Here is a 16,000-nt window from a genome sequence, read left to right on the forward strand (position 1 = left end):
TGCCGGTGACGGTCCTTTGTCGCGGGAACGGCCGCGCCGACCAGCGATTCCGCGGGAGCGAAGCGCACCTGCGACGCTGCCGCGCTCTACGCAGCACGTCCGGTCGGGCCGAAGAGGACGATGCTGCTGTAGCCCTCCATGGGAGCGAATTCGGCGTGGCTGCCGTTGAGCTTGCGAATGAGGAAGTCCCAGCCGGCCGCGACGTCGTCGATCGCTTTGAAGTTGGTCGTGAGGTGGTCGGTGACCGGCATGAAGAAGTCATTCCAGTGCATCGGCACGAACAGCTTCGGCTGCACCTTTGCGATGGTCTCCTCGTAGAACGCGCGCCGGAATTCGGCGTCCTTGCCGAATGCGCCCGCGGTGCCGCAGAACATGGCGTCCGCATGGACGTCGTCGAGCGCTCCGTGCAGATATCCCGCTGAGGCCTTCACCAACAGGGAGTCGGCGCCGTGCTCGACCAGGAAGTCGTAGGACCCGCCTTCCAGGTAGTCGCGGGCTTTGGCGGGCTGCGTGAGCGGATGCGTGATCGGAGTGCCGTCCCCGCCGACAGTGCCCGGAGAGTGCTTGGAGCGCAGGACGGTCACGGTGAAGTCGCCGATTCGGATCGGGGCGCCCGGGTCATAGCCGCGCAGCCGGGATTCCGGCACCCCGCCGCCGCGTCCGACATTCAGCGTGGAGGGCGAGCCGTGCAGTGTGGCGCCGGTGCGCCGGGCGACGTAGGCCGCGTCCAACACGTGGTCGTAGTGCGAGTGCGAGATGAAGATGTTCTCCACTCGATCCGCGCCGACTCGAGAGAGCACGGTGTCGACCTTGGCGCGGTCGGTCGCGAGGGTCCCGAAGAGCGCACGAGTGAGTGACACGTCCGTGATGAACGCGTCGAAGAGCAGCTGGGTCGTGCCGTCGTCGACCAGCAGCGTCGTGGTGCCGAGGAATGTGACGCGCACTTCCCCGCTGTGCAGCTCTCGCTGATCGTCGACCAGGTACTCGGCGTAGTTCTTCAGGTCGCCGGACGGCGTGAGGAATGCGAGGTAGCCGCCCGCCGCTGCTCCGACGACGACCGCGCCTGCGACCCCGGCTCCGATTCCCAACGCCTGCCGCCGGGAGATGCGCTTTCCGCCGGATGCACCGCCGGACTCGCTCAACCTGCTGCTCACGATTGCCGCCTCCATACAAAGTGACAGTTTCAGACATTTTCTTGATTCGGCAATGCTGTCATGAACTGCCACTTTTTGCTAGCTTCGGAAGCATGGAGGACGTTCCGGGACGTGTCGGCCGCCGGGCGGTCAACGCCGCGCGCAAGGAATCGGCCATCCGCCGCGCCGCTATCGAGCTGTGCGAACAGCACGGCTACCCGGCGGTATCGATGGCTCAGATCGCCGCCGGCTCCGGCGTCGCGGAGCGCACCGTGTTCCGCACCTTCGGCTCCAAGGCCGGGATCTTCTGGAAAGACGCTTTCCTCGGCAGGGTCGTGCAGCACCTCGACCCCGACGCCGGCGTCCGCGACCCCCTCGCCGCCACATTGAGGGCGACCGAGGCGGCGGCCCGCGCGCTGAGGGCGGAAGACCGCGAGCTCGAAGCACGACGGCGCGCGGTGATCCTTGCCGAACCGGAACTCCGGGGCGCCGGCGCGCTTGCACTCGGCAGCAGCATCGCGGACCTGGCGGAACTCCTCACCCCGCCGCACGCCACGACCGACCAGAAGCGGCGCGTGGACCTCTTCGCCCTCTTCGCGGCGATGGCCATCGCATACGAACCGCTTACCCCCGAGCGGCAGGTCGACGACTGGGTCTCTCGCCTGAGGGAAGCGCTGACCCTTGCCGCGAAGGGTCCTCTCGCATGACCCGTCGACCCTGACAGTGATCGGCCGTGTTGTTACGCAGTGCTACGTCCGGCGCAACACCTTTAGCCTGGTCAGTCCGCGCTCGTTCGAAGTCGCCGCCGACACCCCGGCCGCTCAGACGGTGTAGAAGTCGTCGTAGGCCAGATCGTCCATGAGGCGCGGGTGGGTCGGCGTCCAGTGCAGACGGCTTTGCGTCGCAGTGCTGACGGCGGGCAGGTCGAAGGCGACCAGCGTACTGAGGAAGCCGAAGTGCTGGGGTAGTTGCTCGTCGGGAATGCTCACGGCAGGCAGGCCGAGGTGTTCACCGATGGTCTCCGCCACGTCTCGCAGAGGAACGCCCTCGTCATGCACGGCATGCCAGCGGGTTCCCGCCGGGGCGTCTTCAAGGGCGAGGCGGAACAGGCGCCCGGCGTCGATGGTGTGGACGGCGGGCCAACGGTTGGTGCCGTCGCCCGCGTAGCCAGACATGCCGGTGCGTCGGGCGATGTCGATCAGCGCGCCGGCAAAGCCGCGACGGTTCGGCCTGCTGTGCGTGATCAGCGGGAGTCGCACGACGGCTGCGCGTACGCTGCGCTCGGCCAGACCCAGCACAACCGACTCGGCGGCGGCAGGGCCCTGCGTCGGGGCGATGTCGGACTCGACAGCCGGGCGGCCCTGCGGGCCGAGCGCGCCGATGGCGGCCGCGGAGATGAGCGGCTTGCCCGTGCCCGCCAGTGCGTCGCCCAGCGCGGCCACGGCCTTCGCACCGGCGGCTCCGGCGCCGGCCATGTTGCCGGCGCGCATCTCGTCGGCGTCGAACAGGGCGAGGTGGACGACTCCGTCGGCCTCGCCGGCCGCCTGCCGGAGCACGTCGAGGCGGCTGAGGTCGCCGCGCACCGTGCGCGCGCCGAGAGCCTCGACGACCTGGGCGCTACGGTCGCTCCGGGCCAGCCCGCTGACCTCGTGACCGGCTTCGATCAGCTCGGGGATGACGGCCGAGGCGATGTGCCCGGAGGCTCCGGTGACGAACACGCGCATGCGAGGGACCCTTCAGGATGATTACATGATCTGCAATCACCATAGGACTCGAATTCAGTCTCTGCACTCACTACGCTGACGGACATGCCGCGATGGGAGCCGGACGCGGTTGGCCGTCTACAGGAGGCCGCGTTCGCACTGTTCTCCGAACAGGGATTCGAGCGCACCACGATCGTGCAGATCGCCCAGCGGGCCGGGCTCACCGAGCGGACGTTCTTCAACCACTTCGCTGACAAGCGAGAGGTGCTGTTCGGTCCTATCGCCGATGCCCAACGGGTCGCAGTCGTCTCTGGCATAGCCGACAGTCCTTCGGCATTTCCGGTGCTGGGGGCCGTCGTATTCGGCCTCCAGACCGCCGCGGACCAGGTGTTTGAGCCCCGCCGCGACGTGGTCATCCGCCGCAGGCACTTGGTGGAAGCCACTCCCGAGCTGCGCGAGCGCGAACTGCGGAAGCACGCCGCGCTCACCGAGGCGATCGCCGATGCCCTGTGCGCCCGTGGCACCGACCTCGCCACCGCGCAACTGGCCGCCCGCGCCGGCATGGCGATTCACCAGTCCGCCATGCAGCAGTGGGCAGAGCCCAGCGAGTCGCGACCCCTGCGCGAACTCCTCGCCGAAGCGCAGGCCTCCCTGTGCCGCATCGCGGCGCTGTAGCGCGGAGGCTCATCACTCGGCACACGGAGGCGCTCGTGTGGCAGGAGAAGGCCGACGCGATCGAAGCGCGCATGCGGCGGTCGTGGCAGGAAAGCCACCCGCAATGCACGAGAGGCGACCCAAACGGGTCGCCTCTCGGTCTCGAAGCGTGTGACGGCGCCGCTGGCTCTGTTCCTCCACGCGCTCTTTGTGGACCGCGTTTCTCATGAGAGCCGAATGGTGGAGATGGGGGGAATTGAACCCCCGTCCATCGCTGTGGTCGTCTGCCTTCTACGGGCGTAGCCGCGCTTGACGTTTTGCTCGGCCCCGGGGCTAGGTGGCGGCCACCACCCCGACGGGCCCAGCCTCAGTGCAAGTCCCCGATCGCCCTGAGACACGACGATCGAGCAAGCCTTCTAGCTGACGCCAGAACCGGGTTGAAGGCGAGTAACCGGACTGACGGCCATTTCAGTAGCTACTGGGAACTACGCCGCGAGGGCGAAGTCAGCAGCCTTGGCAGTGACCTTGTTATCGGCACTTATATTTTGCAGGGGGCGTTAACGAGATAACCCCGCATCCTCGGCCCGCTTCTCAGACTCGCTCAGGCGATGTCGAAACCGATCATCCCCATGAGTGGCGGGCGCTGCCACACGCTGTCGAGTTGTTGCAGTTGCTTCTCCCGCGGATCGTGCCGCGGGCTCACCAATATACAACGGATGCGTCGCCCTAAGATTCCCGCACGACCGATGCCGCACCCCCGATCCGCCCGGCCACCGCCGCCGACGCATCCGCCTGTGCCGCCATCTACGCCCCCTACGTCACGGACACCGTGATCAGCTTCGAGACCGAGCCCCCGACGGCCGACGCGTTCGAGGAGCGCATCGCCGAGGCATCCGCCGCCCACGCCTGGCTCGTGGCCGAGCGCGGCGGCGAGGTGCTCGGCTATGCCTACGGGCACCGCTTCAGCGCCCGGGCCGCCTACGACTGGTCGTGCGAGACGAGCATCTATGTCGACACGGCGCGGCGCAGGGCCGGCATCGGCCGGGCGCTGTACACGGAATTGCTCGACGTGCTCGCCCGGCGCGGCTACCGGCGCGCGTTCGCCGGGGTGGCGCTGCCCAACGACGCGAGCCTCGGACTGCACCGCTCCTTCGGCTTCGAAGACTGCGGCGTCTACCGCCGCGTGGGCTGGAAGAACGGCGCCTGGCACGACGTCGCCTGGCTGCAGCGCGACCTGCAGACCGACGAGGTCGACCCGCCGGCACCTGTGCCACGCTAGAAGGGTGATGGCTTTTCCCGAGGTGGACGAGGAGCTGGAGCACCTGCTGGACGCCGAGGCGCGCTTCGACACCCCCTGGCGCACCGTCGTCTGGAACGACCCGGTGAACCTCATGTCGTATGTCGTCTACGTCTTCCGCTCCTACTTCGGCTTCAGCGAAGACAAGGCGACCCGCCTCATGCTCGCCGTGCACCACGAGGGCAAGGCGGTCGTCGCGGAGGGCACCCGCGAAGAGATGGAGCGGCACGTGCAGGCCATGCACGAGTACGGCCTGTGGGCCACCGTCGACAAGGCGGAGGGCTGAGCGTGATCGTCCGACCCACCCGCGACGGCCGCGTGCGCGCCGAGTTCGACGAGGTCGAGCGCGACATGCTCGCGCAGCTGACGAACGAGCTGGTCGACCTGCTGACCCAGACGGATGCCGGACCCGACGCCGCCGCGGACCCGGCGCTGCCCCGCGACCCCGCTCTGGAGCGGCTGCTGCCCGACGCGTACCGCGAAGACGCCGACGCCGCCGCGGAGTTCCGCCGCTTCACCGAGGACGACCTGCTGGCGCTCAAGACCGGCAACGCGCTGACCGTGGCGCGTGGCGCCGCCGACGGCTCCGTCGTGCTCACCGAGAGCGAGGTGCTGCCCTGGCTGCGCACGCTCACCGATCTGCGGCTGGCGCTCGCCACGCGGCTCGGCATCGAGACCGACGAGGACGAAGGGTCGGACGCGCCGGAGCTCGCCCCGGCGAAGGCGGCGTACTGGTGGCTCGGGGAGCTTCAGGAACGCCTCATCCGTGCGCTCGAAGCGCACGCCGGCTGAGGCGCCCTACTCCCCGATCAGGTTGCGCTGCCGCATGGCCCGCTCGGCCTCGCGCTTGTCCTGCCGCTCGCGCAGCGCCTGGCGCTTGTCGTACTCGCGCTTGCCCTTCGCGAGCGCGATCTCGACCTTCGCCCGTCCGTCGCTGAAGTACAGCTGCAGCGGGACGATCGTGTAGCCGCCCTCCTTGACCTTGCTCGCGAGCTTGAGGATCTGATGCTTGTGCAGCAGCAGCTTCCGCTTGCGGCGCGGCGCGTGATTGTTCCACGTGCCGTCGAGGTACTCGGGGATGTACACGGCGTCGAGCCACGCCTCACCGCCGTCGATGAAGGCGTAGCCGTCGACGAGCGACGCACGCCCCTCGCGCAGGCTCTTGACCTCGGTGCCGGTGAGCACCAGGCCCGCCTCATAGGTGTCTTCGATCAGGTAGTCGTGGCGCGCCTTGCGATTGGTGGCCACGACCTTCTGGCCACGTTCTCTGGGCACGGATGACTCTCCTGGTCGTTCGGCGGAACTTCCAGTTTACCGGGCTGAAGACCCGGTGCCGTTACACGCGCAGGTACCGGGTGATCGCGATGTTGCTCGCGATCGCGGCGACCACGATGCCGGCGACCACGAGGATCGGCACCACGATCAGCGCCTGGTCGGTGCCGACGAAGCTCGTGAACGGAACCGCCTGCTGCAGGTAGCCCTGCACGAAGAACTTCACGATGCCCCAGGTCGCGGCGCCGGCCAGCAGGGAGCCGACGACCGAGGCGAAGACGCCCTCGAGCACGAAGGGGGTCTGGATGAACCTGTTCGACGCGCCGACCAGCCGCATGATGCCGAGCTCCCGTCGCCGGGAGAACGCGGAGAGCCGGATCGTCGTGGCGATGAGCAGCGCGGCGGCGACGAGCATCAGCACGGCGATGCCGATCGCGGTGAAGCTCGCGACGTTGAGCATCGAGAAGATCTGGTCGAGGTATTGGCGCTGGTCGGTGACGGATTGCACGCCGGGGATGCTCGACAGGCTCTCCACGATCACGGCCGACTGGTTCGGGTCCTTCAAGTTGATCCAGAAGGTCTGGTTCAGCAGGTCGGGCGTGACGTAGTCCGCGACCGGGTTGTCCTTGAACTGCTTCTTGAACTCGGCGTAGACCTGCTTGTGGTCCTCGAAGTCGTAGTGCTTGATGAACTTCGCCAGGGCGGGCGAGTCGAGCTCCTTCTTGACGGCGGCGATCTGGGCGCTCGTCGCGTCCTTGCCCGTGCAGGTCTGGCTCTGGTCGGTGGCCGTGCACATGTACACCGCCACCTGGGCCCGGTCGTACCAGTAGCCCTTCATCTGGCCGATCTGCATCTGCATCAGGATGGCCGCGCCGACGAAGGTCAGCGAGATGAAGGTGACGAGGATCACCGAGACGACCATCGACAGGTTGCGGCGCAGGCCGCTGGCCGCCTCGGTCCAGATGAGCGCGAATCGCATTACTTCACCGGCCCCACGTTCTGGTCTTCGAAGTCCTGATCGTCCGTGCCGTTCTTCGCCGCGCGCAGGCCGAGGCGCTCGGCGAGCGAGATCTCGGCGGGGCGCACGACGGGGTTGGAGCGGGTGATCGGGCGCACGTTGTCGGGCTGCGCGGCAGGCGCCTGCGCGGCAGGCGCGGCGACCGGCTCCACCTGGACCGGCTGCTCCCCCACCGGCGCGGCGACCGGGACGACGACGCCGGTCGGCAGCTGCACGGCCTGCGGCTGCGCCGGCTCCTCCTGCCGCTTCTTCTGGATCGGGATGGCGGCGGTGACGCCGTATCCGCCGTGCCGCTCATCGCGCACGATCCGGCCCTGCGACAGCTCGATCACGCGCTTCTTCATCTGATCGACGAAGGATGCCTCGTGGGTGGCCATGATCACGGTGGTACCGCCGGCGTTGATGCGCTCGAGCACGCTCATGATCCCGGCACTCGTGGCCGGGTCGAGGTTTCCGGTCGGCTCGTCGGCCAGCAGGATCTGCGGCTTGTTCACCACGGCGCGGGCGATGGCGACGCGCTGCTGCTCGCCGCCGGACAGCTCGTGAGGCATCCGCTGCCCCTTGCCGTCCAGGCCGACCATCTTGAGCACGTCGGGCACCGCCTCCTGGATGAAGCCGCGCGACTTGCCGATCACCTGCAGGGTGAAGGCCACGTTCTGGTAGACGGTCTTGTTCGGCAGCAGCCGGAAGTCCTGGAACACGACGCCGAGGTTGCGGCGGAAGTAGGGGACCTTGCGGCTCGAGATCGCGCCGAGGTCCTGGCCGAGCACGTGGATCTTGCCCTTCGTCGGCTTCTCCTCCTTGAGGATCAGGCGCAAGCAGCTCGACTTGCCTGACCCGGAGGCGCCGACGAGGAACACGAACTCGCCGCGTTGCACTTCGAAGGACACGTCGCCGAGGGCCGGACGCGACGTGCCGCGATACTGCTTTGAGATGTGATCGAACCGGATCATGACCGGGCCAGGTTAGGCAGGCCCGTCGCGATTACGGCGCCCGACTCGCCGCAACGAGGAGATCGCGCCGCCCGACTCGCCAGCGCCACCGCCCGCTGGTCGACTCGCGTTCGGCGAATGGAGACCTATTCTTCCGTCTTGCGCTTGCGCCAACGGATGCCCGCCGCGATGAACCCGTCGAGGTTGCCGTCGAAGACCGTCTGCGGGTTCCCCACCTCGTAGCCCGTGCGCAGATCCTTGACGAGCTGCTGGCCGTAGAGGAAGTACGAGCGGATCTGGTCGCCCCAGCTGGCGGTGATGTTGCCGGCCAGCTCCTTCTTCTTCGCCGCCTCCTCCTCGCGCTTGAGCAGCAGCAGCCGGTTCTTCAGCAGCGCCATCGCGGCCGCGCGGTTCTGGATCTGCGACTTCTCGTCCTGCATCGAGATGACGATGCCCGTCGGGAAGTGGGTGATGCGCACCGCGGAGTCGGTGGTGTTGACGCTCTGGCCGCCGGGTCCGGAGGAGCGGAACACGTCGACGCGGATGTCGGTCTCGGGGATCTCGATCTCGCCGGTCTCCTCCAGCAGCGGGATGACCTCGACGGCGGCGAAGCTGGTCTGCCGCTTGTCGGCGCCGCCGAATGGGCTGATGCGGGCGAGGCGGTGCGTGCCCGCCTCGACGGAGAGGATGCCGAAGGCGTACGGCGCGTCCACCTGGAAGGTGACCGACTTGATGCCCGCTTCCTCGGCGTAGGAGGTGTCCATCACCTTGGTCGGCCAGCCCTGCCGCTCGCAGTAGCGCAGGTACATGCGCAGCAGCATCTCGGCGAAGTCGGCGGCGTCGACGCCGCCCGCTCCCGAGCGGATCGTGACGACGGCCGGAAGCGCGTCGTACTCCCCGTCGAGCAGGGTCTGCACCTCGAGGTCGCCGACGAGCTTCTGCAGCTCGGAGAGTTCGCGCTTGGCCTCCTCGGCGCTCTCGTCGTCGGCCTCGTCGTTCGCCAGCTCGATGAGCACCTCGAGGTCGTCGAGGCGCCGCTCGATGCCCTCGACCTTCGCGAGCTCTGCCTGTGCGCGGCTGAGCCGGCTGGTCACCTTCTGGGCCTGTTCGGGGTCGTCCCACAGGTCGGGGGCGCCGGCCCGCTCGGAGAGTTCGGCGATCTGCGCCTTCAGGTTGTCGACGTCGACGACGGCGCGGATGTCGGAGAAGGTGGAGCGCACGGAGGCGATCTCACCGGAGAGGTCGAGTTCGATCATGTCCCCCTCAGCCTACCGGCGGCGTGCTACCAGAAGACCGGTCGCGAGGCTGCCTCCACCTCGATGCGCACCCCGGCGGGCACGAACGCCGAGACGACCGGCGGGCGCCACTGCTCGGCGAGCCGCACCGTCGCGCTGCGGCCGTCGCGGGTGCCCGCCCACACGAGCGCGACGGGCGTGCTGCGGCCCGCGGTCGCGGCGTCCAGGTACACGGATGCCCCGTGCCTGACCTCCTCAGAGTCCAGCTGCGGCACCACCTCTCCCCCGCTCTCGGCGGAGAGCCCCGCCGCGTCGAAGGTCTCCGCCCCGGCGAGGGCCGCCCCGTCGGCAAGGGTGTACAGGCGCGAGCGCTCCACGAACAGCGAGGTCGCCGCGGTGGCGACGAGCACCAGGGCGAGCGCGACGGCGAAGAACCCGAACACCAGGGGCAGGATCGACCCGTCCTCGCGTTCGCGCAGCGCCCTCCCGATCACGACGCCGCCCCCATCACACGGTGCTGCCCCGATCACGGCGCCGCCCCGAGGCGGAAGATCGGGGCACTGGCCGTCGCCTCCACCGGCACCCGGGCGACCGGGACGAGCGGAAGCGCGACCGAGACCCGCACCGTCGCGGTGATGCGGTGACCCGCCGCGAGACAGTCGGCGTCGCCGGTGTCGCAGTGCAGCTCGAGGTCGCCGGGGGCGCGGTCGATGCGGTGGTCGGCGAGGGCGACGGTGACCGATTCGTCGGCGGAGCTGCGGCCTGAGGCATCCGTCGCCGCCTGCACGTAGGCGCGCGCCGCCTCACGTGCCGCTCCCTCGACGCCGAGCGTGGCGCCCTGGATGGTCGCGAGCGCGAGGGCGAGGTAGACGAGGGGCACGAGCAGCAGCACACCCGCCGTGAGGAACTCGAGGGAGGCGTTGCCGGCCTCATCCGTCCGCCAGCGCCGCATGGCCGGTCACCTCCAGCCCGCGGTCGGGGCCGAGCAGTCCGGCGAGCGGCAGCGGCGTGGCGACGCGGATCTCGACGACCCGCAGGCCGTCGACCGTGGTGTAGTCGGCAGAGATGTGCCGGGCGTACCGGGCGCCGACGGCCGCCGTGATGAGCTCGCGGGCGCGGTCGGCGCCGTCGGCGAGCGAGCCGTCGGCGAAGGCGGCGACCCGTGCGCCCTGCGCCGCGGCGTCCTGCACGGTGTTGCGCACGAGCAGCGCCAGCGTGAACTGCAGCACGGCCAGCAGCAGCAGGGCCAGCAGGCCGCTGACCAGCGCGAACTCGGCGGGTGCGGCGCCGCGCTGGTCGGAAAGCAGCCGCCGCATCGTCACGGCCCCGTCAGCACGGAGTCCATCGCGTGCTGGAACACCTGCGTGAGCGCGTCGCCCGCGAGCGCCCAGAGGGCGATCACGAGCCCCGCGGTCATGGCCGTGATCAACACCCATCCGGGCACGTCTCCGCGCTCCTCGGCCCGGGTGCGCGCGAACAGCGCGATCAGCACCTTCAACATGTCTTCTCCCCTTCAGCTCACATGCCCGTGCGCAGGATGAACACGCCCGGAAACACCGCGATCAGCACCGTCAACGGCAGCTCGCCGAAGATCAGCGGCAGCAGCATCGCCACTTCTTTGCGCCCGGCGAGCTCGAGCAGGTCGCGTTTGCGTTCCGCGCGCGCATCGGATGCCTGGGCGCGCAGTACCTCGGCGAGCGGGGCGCCGCGCTCGAGCGCTCCCGTGACCGCATCGACGAAGCCGACCAGGGCGGGCAGGCGCAGCTGCCGCGCCATCCGTTCGAGCGCGTCGGCCAGCGGAACGCCGACGCCCACGTCGGCGACCACGGTGCGCAGTTCCGCGCCGAGCTCGCCGCTCGAGGCGCGGGCGACGCGGCGGATCGCGTCGTGCACGCCCTCGCCCGCGGCCAGCGACAGCGCGAGCAGCTCCGCGACGGTCGGGAACTCCTCCGCGATGCGCGAAAGGCGTCGGGCCGCCGCCCGGGTCAGCAGTGCGTCGCAGGCCACGAACCCGGCCACGGCGAACGACGCCGACAGGGCGACCCACGCCAGCACCGGCACCGGCCTCGCCGCGGCGATCCCGGCCGCGCACAGCAGCCCCGCCGCACCGCCTGCGAGCACTCCGCCGAGCTGCAACAGCCGGAACCCCTCGACGCTGCGGGCCGACCCCGCCTGGCGCAGTCTGAGGGCGACGGATGCCTCGCCGCCGATCCACCTCAGCACCGCATCGCGCGCCCCCAGCGCCGCCGGACCGAACAGCTCGCCGAGCAACGGCGCGGCGGGCCGGCGCCGCCACGCCAGCTCTCGCGCGGCGGGCGAGACGTCCACGAGGTACGGGGCGAGGCGGGCCTCCAGGCGCGGGCGTCGCAGCGCCGGCAGCGCGGCGATCATCGCCCACAGGCCGAGGCCGAGACCGAGCCCGCACAGCACACCCCAGCCGATGGTGCTCATCGGAACCACCGCCGCTCCTCGGGAAGCCGGCCGAGAGCGATCATCACCCGGTAGGCGATGACGCTCACCACGGCGGCAACGATGACGATCACCGTGCCGGCGGGCGTGGCGTAGGCCGCCCGGCCCTCGGCGCGGGTGGTCAGCAGCGCGAGCACCACCCACGGTGCGGCGACGCCGAGCCTGGCCGCGTTGACGATCCACGACTGCCGGGCCTGCAGCTCGGCGCGCGCCGCCGCATCCTCACGCAGTGCCGCCCCCAGCGTGCGCAGCACTCCGACCAGCTCGGTGCCGCCCACCTCGCGGGCCATCTTCAGCGTCTCGATGATCCGGTCGCCGACCGGGTCGCCCAGCTCGTCCTTGAGCCGGTCGGCGCAGCGCGAGAACGACCCCGTCGCGCGGTACTCCCGGCCGAAGCGCTCGAACGCCGGCCGGGTGGCCTCGGGCCCGGCGTGGGCGAGCGCCGCCACCGCGTCGGGCAGGGCGATGCCGGTGCGGGCTGCTGCGACGAGCTGGTCGACGACGTCGGGCCATGCGGCCCGCTGTGCGGACCGGCGCCGCCGCAGCCGCCACGAGACGACCGCCCACGGCGCCGCAGCTCCCGCGCATCCCGCGGCCAGCGCGATGCCCGGCACCGCGATCACCGCGGCGGCCAGCGAGGCGCAGAGCAGGAAGCCGAGGGCGGTCAGCGTCCAGAACGCGACGGGGCTCAGGTCGGCGAGCCCGGCCTGCAGCAGCACGGTGCGCAGCCGATCCGCCCTGCTCGGGCGGGGCGCCCGCCGTCGCGGCGCGGGCAGCACGATGAGCAGCAGCCCGGTGCCGAGCACCGCCCCGAGCAGCGCGCCCTGCGCGGCGGCGTTCACGCCGCACCGCCCAGCACGATCGCGGGGTCGAAACCGGCGGCCCGGTACTTCGCCAGCTTGGCCGGGTGACCGCCCGTGGCCACGAGCGAGCCGCCCTGCCGGCGGAAGATCGGGCTCGCCTCGATCACTCCCGCGTTCACGGCGCCGGTGAGCGCGAGGATCTCGGTCACGTGCCGCGCGCCCGACCGGTCGAGCTCGCAGAACACGACGAGGTCCAGGCAGTTCGCGACGGTCGGCACGATGAACCCCGCGTCGATGTTCCGCCCCGCCAGCAGCGGCAGGGTGCACAGCTTGACCAGGGCGTCGCGCGCGCTGTTGGCGTGGATGGAGCAGGCGCCCGGGATGCCGGCGTTCAGGGCCAGCAGCAGATCGAGCGCCTCGGCCTCGCGCACCTCGCCGACGACGAGCCGGTCGGGGCGCATCCGCAGCGCCTCCTTGATCAGCCGGCGCAGCGTGATCTCGCCGGTTCCCTCCAAGGAGGGCTGCCGGCACTGCATCCCGACCACGTCGCGCACGGCGAGGTCGAGCTCGAAGGTCTCCTCGACCGTCACCACCCGGTCGGTGCGGCGCACCGCCGACATCAGGGCGCCGAGCAGCGTCGTCTTGCCGCTCTGCGTCGCCCCGGCGACCAGCACGTTGCACCCGGCGAGCACCGACATGCGCAGGAACTCCGCCGCCTGCTGCGTCAGCGACCCGAGCGCGACCAGCTGCGGCAGCTCGCGGATCGCGGCATTGAACTTGCGGATATTGACCGACCATGAGCGCGTGACGTCGGGGATGACCACGTGCAGGCGCGAGCCGTCGGCGAGCGACGCGTCGACGAACGGCTGGCTGAGGTCGACCCGGCGACCGGATGCTTGAAGCATCCGCTCGACCAGGTCGCGGACCTCAGCCTCCGTCAGCACCAGCGGAGTCAGTTCGGAGACGCCGCCGCGCGCGATGAACACGCGGTGCGGCTGGTTGATCCAGATCTCCTCGACGGTGGGGTCGTCGAGGTAGGGCTGCAGGGGGCCCAGACCGCTGACGGCGGCCACCACCTGCGCCTCGGCCGCCCGCTCGTCCTCGAGCAGCGGCACCGTGCCGCCGAGCGCGAGCTCGGCGTAGCGCCGCACCTCGTCGCGCGCGTACTCGGCGGCTCGCTCGGGCCGCCCGGCCCCGTCGCCGCCCGCCTGCAGCACGCGCTCGCGAACGCGATCGGTGATGAGGCGCACGGCGTCGGTCATGCGAGCATGATGCCGACCGGGGCGGATCAGCCGCGGGAATTATCCACAGCGCACGACGGCGACGCCGAGAGGCTCCAGTTCGAGCGTGCCCGACACGGCGGCGCCGGTGAGCAGGTCCACGCCGGCGCGCGGCAGGCGGACGGCCGCGGCATCCGTCTCAGAATGGTTGATCAGGAACAGGTAGTCGGCGCCGCCCTTGGACCGCATCGTCGCCTCGACCTGCGCGGGTGCGTCGGCGACCACGGAGGCGACGCCGGCCGCGTGCGCCGTGTCGAGCAGCAGCGTCGCCAGAGCGGATGCCTCGAGCCGCGTGCCGACGTACACCACCCGCCCCTCGCCCACCCGGTTCTCCACCACGGCGGGCCGGCCGGCGAGCAGTCCGTTCCGGAATTCGGCAAGCGCGGCGCCCGTCTCGAGCTCGATGCTCTCCTGCCACCAGTCGGCCACAGCCTCCTCGCCGGACGCGAAGCGCACGCCGAAGCTCTCGCCGGCCCGCGCCGGCCAGTACTCGTCGATGTAGGCGCCGATCAACTGCCGGAACGCGCCGGGATAGGCGGGCTGGAGCACCTGGTTGCGCTCGTCGACCACGCCCGAGAAGAACCCGATGACCACCGTGCCGCCGGCCTCGGCGAAGCGGGCGAGCCGCTGCGCGAACGCATCCGTGACCAGGTAGGCGTTCGGCACAAGCACGCAGCGGTAGCCGTCGAGGGCGCTCTCGAACGAGGCCAGGTCGACGGCGAGGTGCGCCTCGAGCAGCGGGCGGTACCACGAGGTCTCGAGCTCGGCGTAGTCGAAGTCGTTGCGAGGCAGCCCGTGCGTCTCCATCAACCCCCACCACGCGTTCCAGTCGAAGACCAGGGCGACGTCGGCGCGCGAGGTCGCGCCCGTGACCTCCGCGATGCGGCCCAGCTCGCCGCCGAGCGCCTCGATCTCGCGCCACGTGCGCGACCGCGTGCCCGAGTGCGGCAGCATCGCCGAGTGGAAGCGCTCGTGCCCGCCGCGCGAGGCCCGCCACTGGAAGAACAGCACGGTGTCCGCGCCGTGCGCGATCGCCTGGTAGGAGCCGGCGCGCATCATGCCGGGGCGCTTCACGTTGTTCACCGGCCACTGCGAGACGGCGCTCGCGGCCTGCTCCATGAGCACCCACGGGCCGCCCTTCAGCGACCGCATCAGGTCGAAGTTCAGCGCCGCGGCCACCCGCGAGTCGGCCTCCCCCGGGTTCGGGTAGATGTCGAGCGCGACCACGTCCTCCTCCTGCGCCCACCGCCAGTAGTCGGCGCGACGGTAGAAGCGCATGAAGTTCGTCGTGATCGGCAGCTCGCTGTACCGGCGCACGATGTCGCGCTCCGTCGTGAAGCACTCGAGCAGCACGTCGGAGGCGAAGCGCAAGAAGTCGAGCCGGCGGGTCGGATTCGACCAGCTGCGCGGCACCTCGGGCGGCTCGACCTGCTCCCACGCCGTGTAGCGCTGCCCCCAGAACCGCGTGTACCAGGCGTCGTTGAGCGCCTCGAGGTCGCCGTAGCGCTCGCGCAGCCAGTCCCGGAACGCCGCCGCGCTGGCCCCGCCCCACGACACCGGCCCGTACTCGTTGCTGAGGTGCCACATGGCGACCGACGGATGCTGCGCGTACCGCGCCGCGATCGCGTCGGTGATCCGCGCCGCCGCCTCCCGGTACCGGGGCGACGCGGGGTCGTAGTGCAGCCGGTTGCCGAAGCCGAAGCGCTGGCCGTCCTCGCGCACCGGCAGCACCTCGGGGTGGCCGTGGGAGAGCCACACGGGCGGCGCCATCGTCGGGGTGGCGAGGTCGACCGCGATGCCGCCCGAGTGCAGCAGGTCGAGCACCTCGTCGAGCCAGTCGAAGGTGAACACCCCGGGCTCAGCTTCGAGCGACGCCCACGCGAACACGCCGACAGTGACGAGGTTCACCCCCGCCCGCCGCATCAGCTCGACGTCCTCCCGCCACACCGCGGGATCCCACTGCTCGGGGTTGTAGTCCCCACCGAAGGCGACCCCGCCGAGGCGTTCCCGCAGCCGGGCCATCCGATCGTCCGCCATGACTCCACCTTGGCCGTTTCTCAGGGACGTCCCGGAAGACTCGCCACATCGCCGCCGGATAGACTCGCACCACCTGCGGGAGTGGTGGAACTGGTAGACACGCAGGATTTAGGTTCCTGTGCCGTAAGGCGTGAGGGTTCAAGCCCCTTCTCCCGTACGACCACCCG

Annotated in this window: 19 protein-coding genes, 1 tRNA gene and 1 other RNA gene; 6 read left to right on the forward strand and 15 right to left on the reverse strand. The window is 70.5% G+C overall.

The window, feature by feature from the left end:
• Nucleotides 1–86: 86 nt before the first annotated feature.
• Entirely contained in the window at nucleotides 87–1,154 is a 1,068-nt protein-coding gene (locus H563_RS0103585; protein ID WP_162138918.1) for an MBL fold metallo-hydrolase, read from the reverse strand.
• A gap of 92 nt (nucleotides 1,155–1,246) precedes the next feature.
• Between H563_RS0103585 and H563_RS17210 the strand changes: the two genes are divergently transcribed.
• On the forward strand, nucleotides 1,247–1,840 hold the full coding sequence (locus H563_RS17210; protein ID WP_022881245.1) for a TetR/AcrR family transcriptional regulator: 594 nt from the start codon (nucleotides 1,247–1,249) through the stop codon (nucleotides 1,838–1,840).
• Between the two features lie 114 nt (nucleotides 1,841–1,954).
• On the opposite strand, the gene H563_RS0103595 is transcribed toward H563_RS17210, so the two are convergent.
• Entirely contained in the window at nucleotides 1,955–2,857 is a 903-nt protein-coding gene (locus H563_RS0103595) for an SDR family oxidoreductase (protein WP_022881246.1), read from the reverse strand.
• 84 nt (nucleotides 2,858–2,941) lie between these two features.
• On the opposite strand from H563_RS0103595, the gene H563_RS0103600 reads away from it, so the two are divergent.
• A complete protein-coding gene (locus tag H563_RS0103600) occupies nucleotides 2,942–3,511 on the forward strand; it encodes a TetR/AcrR family transcriptional regulator (RefSeq protein ID WP_022881247.1) in 570 nt (189 codons plus the stop codon).
• A 217-nt stretch (nucleotides 3,512–3,728) separates the two neighbouring features.
• Here the strand turns inward: H563_RS0103600 and ssrA are convergent.
• Nucleotides 3,729–4,119, reverse strand: a transfer-messenger RNA (tmRNA) gene (gene ssrA, locus H563_RS17585).
• 131 nt (nucleotides 4,120–4,250) lie between these two features.
• On the opposite strand from ssrA, the gene H563_RS0103605 reads away from it, so the two are divergent.
• The 3 genes from H563_RS0103605 to H563_RS0103615 are packed head-to-tail and all read left to right on the forward strand — an operon-like array spanning nucleotide 4,251 to nucleotide 5,579.
• Nucleotides 4,251–4,769: a GNAT family N-acetyltransferase gene (locus H563_RS0103605; protein ID WP_027479057.1), complete on the forward strand. Its 519-nt coding sequence runs from the start codon at nucleotides 4,251–4,253 to the stop codon at nucleotides 4,767–4,769.
• Between the two features lie 7 nt (nucleotides 4,770–4,776).
• Nucleotides 4,777–5,073 (forward strand): ATP-dependent Clp protease adapter ClpS, encoded by a 297-nt coding sequence (gene clpS / locus H563_RS0103610; RefSeq protein WP_033209261.1) that lies wholly within the window; start codon nucleotides 4,777–4,779, stop codon nucleotides 5,071–5,073.
• A gap of 2 nt (nucleotides 5,074–5,075) precedes the next feature.
• A complete protein-coding gene (locus H563_RS0103615; RefSeq protein WP_051142597.1) occupies nucleotides 5,076–5,579 on the forward strand; it encodes a DUF2017 domain-containing protein in 504 nt (167 codons plus the stop codon).
• Between the two features lie 6 nt (nucleotides 5,580–5,585).
• Here the strand turns inward: H563_RS0103615 and smpB are convergent, their stop codons facing one another.
• From smpB to H563_RS0103675, 12 genes are all read right to left on the reverse strand, one after another.
• On the reverse strand, nucleotides 5,586–6,062 hold the full coding sequence (gene smpB, locus H563_RS0103620; RefSeq protein WP_022881251.1) for an SsrA-binding protein SmpB: 477 nt from the start codon (nucleotides 6,060–6,062) through the stop codon (nucleotides 5,586–5,588).
• Nucleotides 6,063–6,123: 61 nt separating this feature from the next.
• Nucleotides 6,124–7,038: a permease-like cell division protein FtsX gene (gene ftsX / locus H563_RS0103625; RefSeq protein ID WP_022881252.1), complete on the reverse strand. Its 915-nt coding sequence runs from the start codon at nucleotides 7,036–7,038 to the stop codon at nucleotides 6,124–6,126.
• Entirely contained in the window at nucleotides 7,038–8,030 is a 993-nt protein-coding gene (ftsE, locus tag H563_RS14800; RefSeq protein ID WP_022881253.1) for a cell division ATP-binding protein FtsE, read from the reverse strand. The genes ftsX and ftsE overlap by 1 nt, the downstream gene beginning before the upstream one ends.
• A 125-nt stretch (nucleotides 8,031–8,155) precedes the next feature.
• Entirely contained in the window at nucleotides 8,156–9,265 is a 1,110-nt protein-coding gene (prfB, locus tag H563_RS0103635) for a peptide chain release factor 2 (RefSeq protein WP_022881254.1), read from the reverse strand.
• A gap of 26 nt (nucleotides 9,266–9,291) precedes the next feature.
• Nucleotides 9,292–9,738: a pilus assembly protein TadG-related protein gene (locus tag H563_RS0103640; protein ID WP_022881255.1), complete on the reverse strand. Its 447-nt coding sequence runs from the start codon at nucleotides 9,736–9,738 to the stop codon at nucleotides 9,292–9,294.
• A 32-nt stretch (nucleotides 9,739–9,770) separates the two neighbouring features.
• Nucleotides 9,771–10,196, reverse strand: a complete 426-nt coding sequence (locus tag H563_RS17850; RefSeq protein ID WP_022881256.1) for a hypothetical protein — start codon at nucleotides 10,194–10,196, stop codon at nucleotides 9,771–9,773.
• The gene (locus H563_RS0103650) at nucleotides 10,174–10,560 is read right to left on the reverse strand and encodes a TadE/TadG family type IV pilus assembly protein (protein ID WP_033209263.1); all 387 of its coding nucleotides are present in this window, start codon (nucleotides 10,558–10,560) and stop codon (nucleotides 10,174–10,176) included. The genes H563_RS17850 and H563_RS0103650 overlap by 23 nt, the downstream gene beginning before the upstream one ends.
• A gap of 2 nt (nucleotides 10,561–10,562) precedes the next feature.
• On the reverse strand, nucleotides 10,563–10,745 hold the full coding sequence (locus H563_RS0103655; RefSeq protein WP_022881258.1) for a hypothetical protein: 183 nt from the start codon (nucleotides 10,743–10,745) through the stop codon (nucleotides 10,563–10,565).
• Between the two features lie 17 nt (nucleotides 10,746–10,762).
• Entirely contained in the window at nucleotides 10,763–11,695 is a 933-nt protein-coding gene (locus H563_RS0103660; protein ID WP_022881259.1) for a type II secretion system F family protein, read from the reverse strand.
• Nucleotides 11,692–12,555, reverse strand: coding sequence for a type II secretion system F family protein (locus H563_RS0103665; RefSeq protein WP_022881260.1), 864 nt, complete (start codon nucleotides 12,553–12,555; stop codon nucleotides 11,692–11,694). Before H563_RS0103665 ends, H563_RS0103660 begins: the two co-directional genes overlap by 4 nt.
• Nucleotides 12,552–13,778 (reverse strand): CpaF family protein, encoded by a 1,227-nt coding sequence (locus H563_RS0103670; protein WP_022881261.1) that lies wholly within the window; start codon nucleotides 13,776–13,778, stop codon nucleotides 12,552–12,554. Before H563_RS0103670 ends, H563_RS0103665 begins: the two co-directional genes overlap by 4 nt.
• A gap of 39 nt (nucleotides 13,779–13,817) precedes the next feature.
• The gene (locus H563_RS0103675) at nucleotides 13,818–15,833 is read right to left on the reverse strand and encodes a beta-galactosidase (protein WP_022881262.1); all 2,016 of its coding nucleotides are present in this window, start codon (nucleotides 15,831–15,833) and stop codon (nucleotides 13,818–13,820) included.
• A 75-nt stretch (nucleotides 15,834–15,908) separates the two neighbouring features.
• Between H563_RS0103675 and H563_RS0103680 the strand changes: the two genes are divergently transcribed.
• Nucleotides 15,909–15,990, forward strand: a tRNA-Leu gene (locus tag H563_RS0103680).
• Nucleotides 15,991–16,000: the final 10 nt, after the last annotated feature.

Origin of the sequence: Gryllotalpicola ginsengisoli DSM 22003 (assembly GCF_000419445.1) — a bacterium.
GTDB classification, from domain to species: domain Bacteria; phylum Actinomycetota; class Actinomycetes; order Actinomycetales; family Microbacteriaceae; genus Gryllotalpicola; species Gryllotalpicola ginsengisoli.

Bases quoted from the DNA above. Each gene is read 5' to 3' on its own strand.
- H563_RS0103670 (WP_022881261.1), bottom strand. From the start codon at position 13,778: ATGACCGACGCCGTGCGCCTCATCACCGATCGCGTTCGCGAGCGCGTG.
- prfB (WP_022881254.1), bottom strand. From the start codon at position 9,265: ATGATCGAACTCGACCTCTCCGGTGAGATCGCCTCCGTGCGCTCCACC.
- H563_RS0103650 (WP_033209263.1), bottom strand. From the start codon at position 10,560: ATGCGGCGGCTGCTTTCCGACCAGCGCGGCGCCGCACCCGCCGAGTTC.
- ftsE (WP_022881253.1), bottom strand. From the start codon at position 8,030: ATGATCCGGTTCGATCACATCTCAAAGCAGTATCGCGGCACGTCGCGT.
- H563_RS0103595 (WP_022881246.1), bottom strand. From the start codon at position 2,857: ATGCGCGTGTTCGTCACCGGAGCCTCCGGGCACATCGCCTCGGCCGTC.
- H563_RS0103660 (WP_022881259.1), bottom strand. From the start codon at position 11,695: ATGAGCACCATCGGCTGGGGTGTGCTGTGCGGGCTCGGTCTCGGCCTC.
- ftsX (WP_022881252.1), bottom strand. From the start codon at position 7,038: ATGCGATTCGCGCTCATCTGGACCGAGGCGGCCAGCGGCCTGCGCCGC.
- H563_RS17210 (WP_022881245.1), top strand. From the start codon at position 1,247: ATGGAGGACGTTCCGGGACGTGTCGGCCGCCGGGCGGTCAACGCCGCG.
- H563_RS0103655 (WP_022881258.1), bottom strand. From the start codon at position 10,745: ATGTTGAAGGTGCTGATCGCGCTGTTCGCGCGCACCCGGGCCGAGGAG.
- H563_RS0103675 (WP_022881262.1), bottom strand. From the start codon at position 15,833: ATGGCGGACGATCGGATGGCCCGGCTGCGGGAACGCCTCGGCGGGGTC.
- H563_RS0103600 (WP_022881247.1), top strand. From the start codon at position 2,942: ATGCCGCGATGGGAGCCGGACGCGGTTGGCCGTCTACAGGAGGCCGCG.
- clpS (WP_033209261.1), top strand. From the start codon at position 4,777: ATGGCTTTTCCCGAGGTGGACGAGGAGCTGGAGCACCTGCTGGACGCC.
- H563_RS17850 (WP_022881256.1), bottom strand. From the start codon at position 10,196: ATGCGGCGCTGGCGGACGGATGAGGCCGGCAACGCCTCCCTCGAGTTC.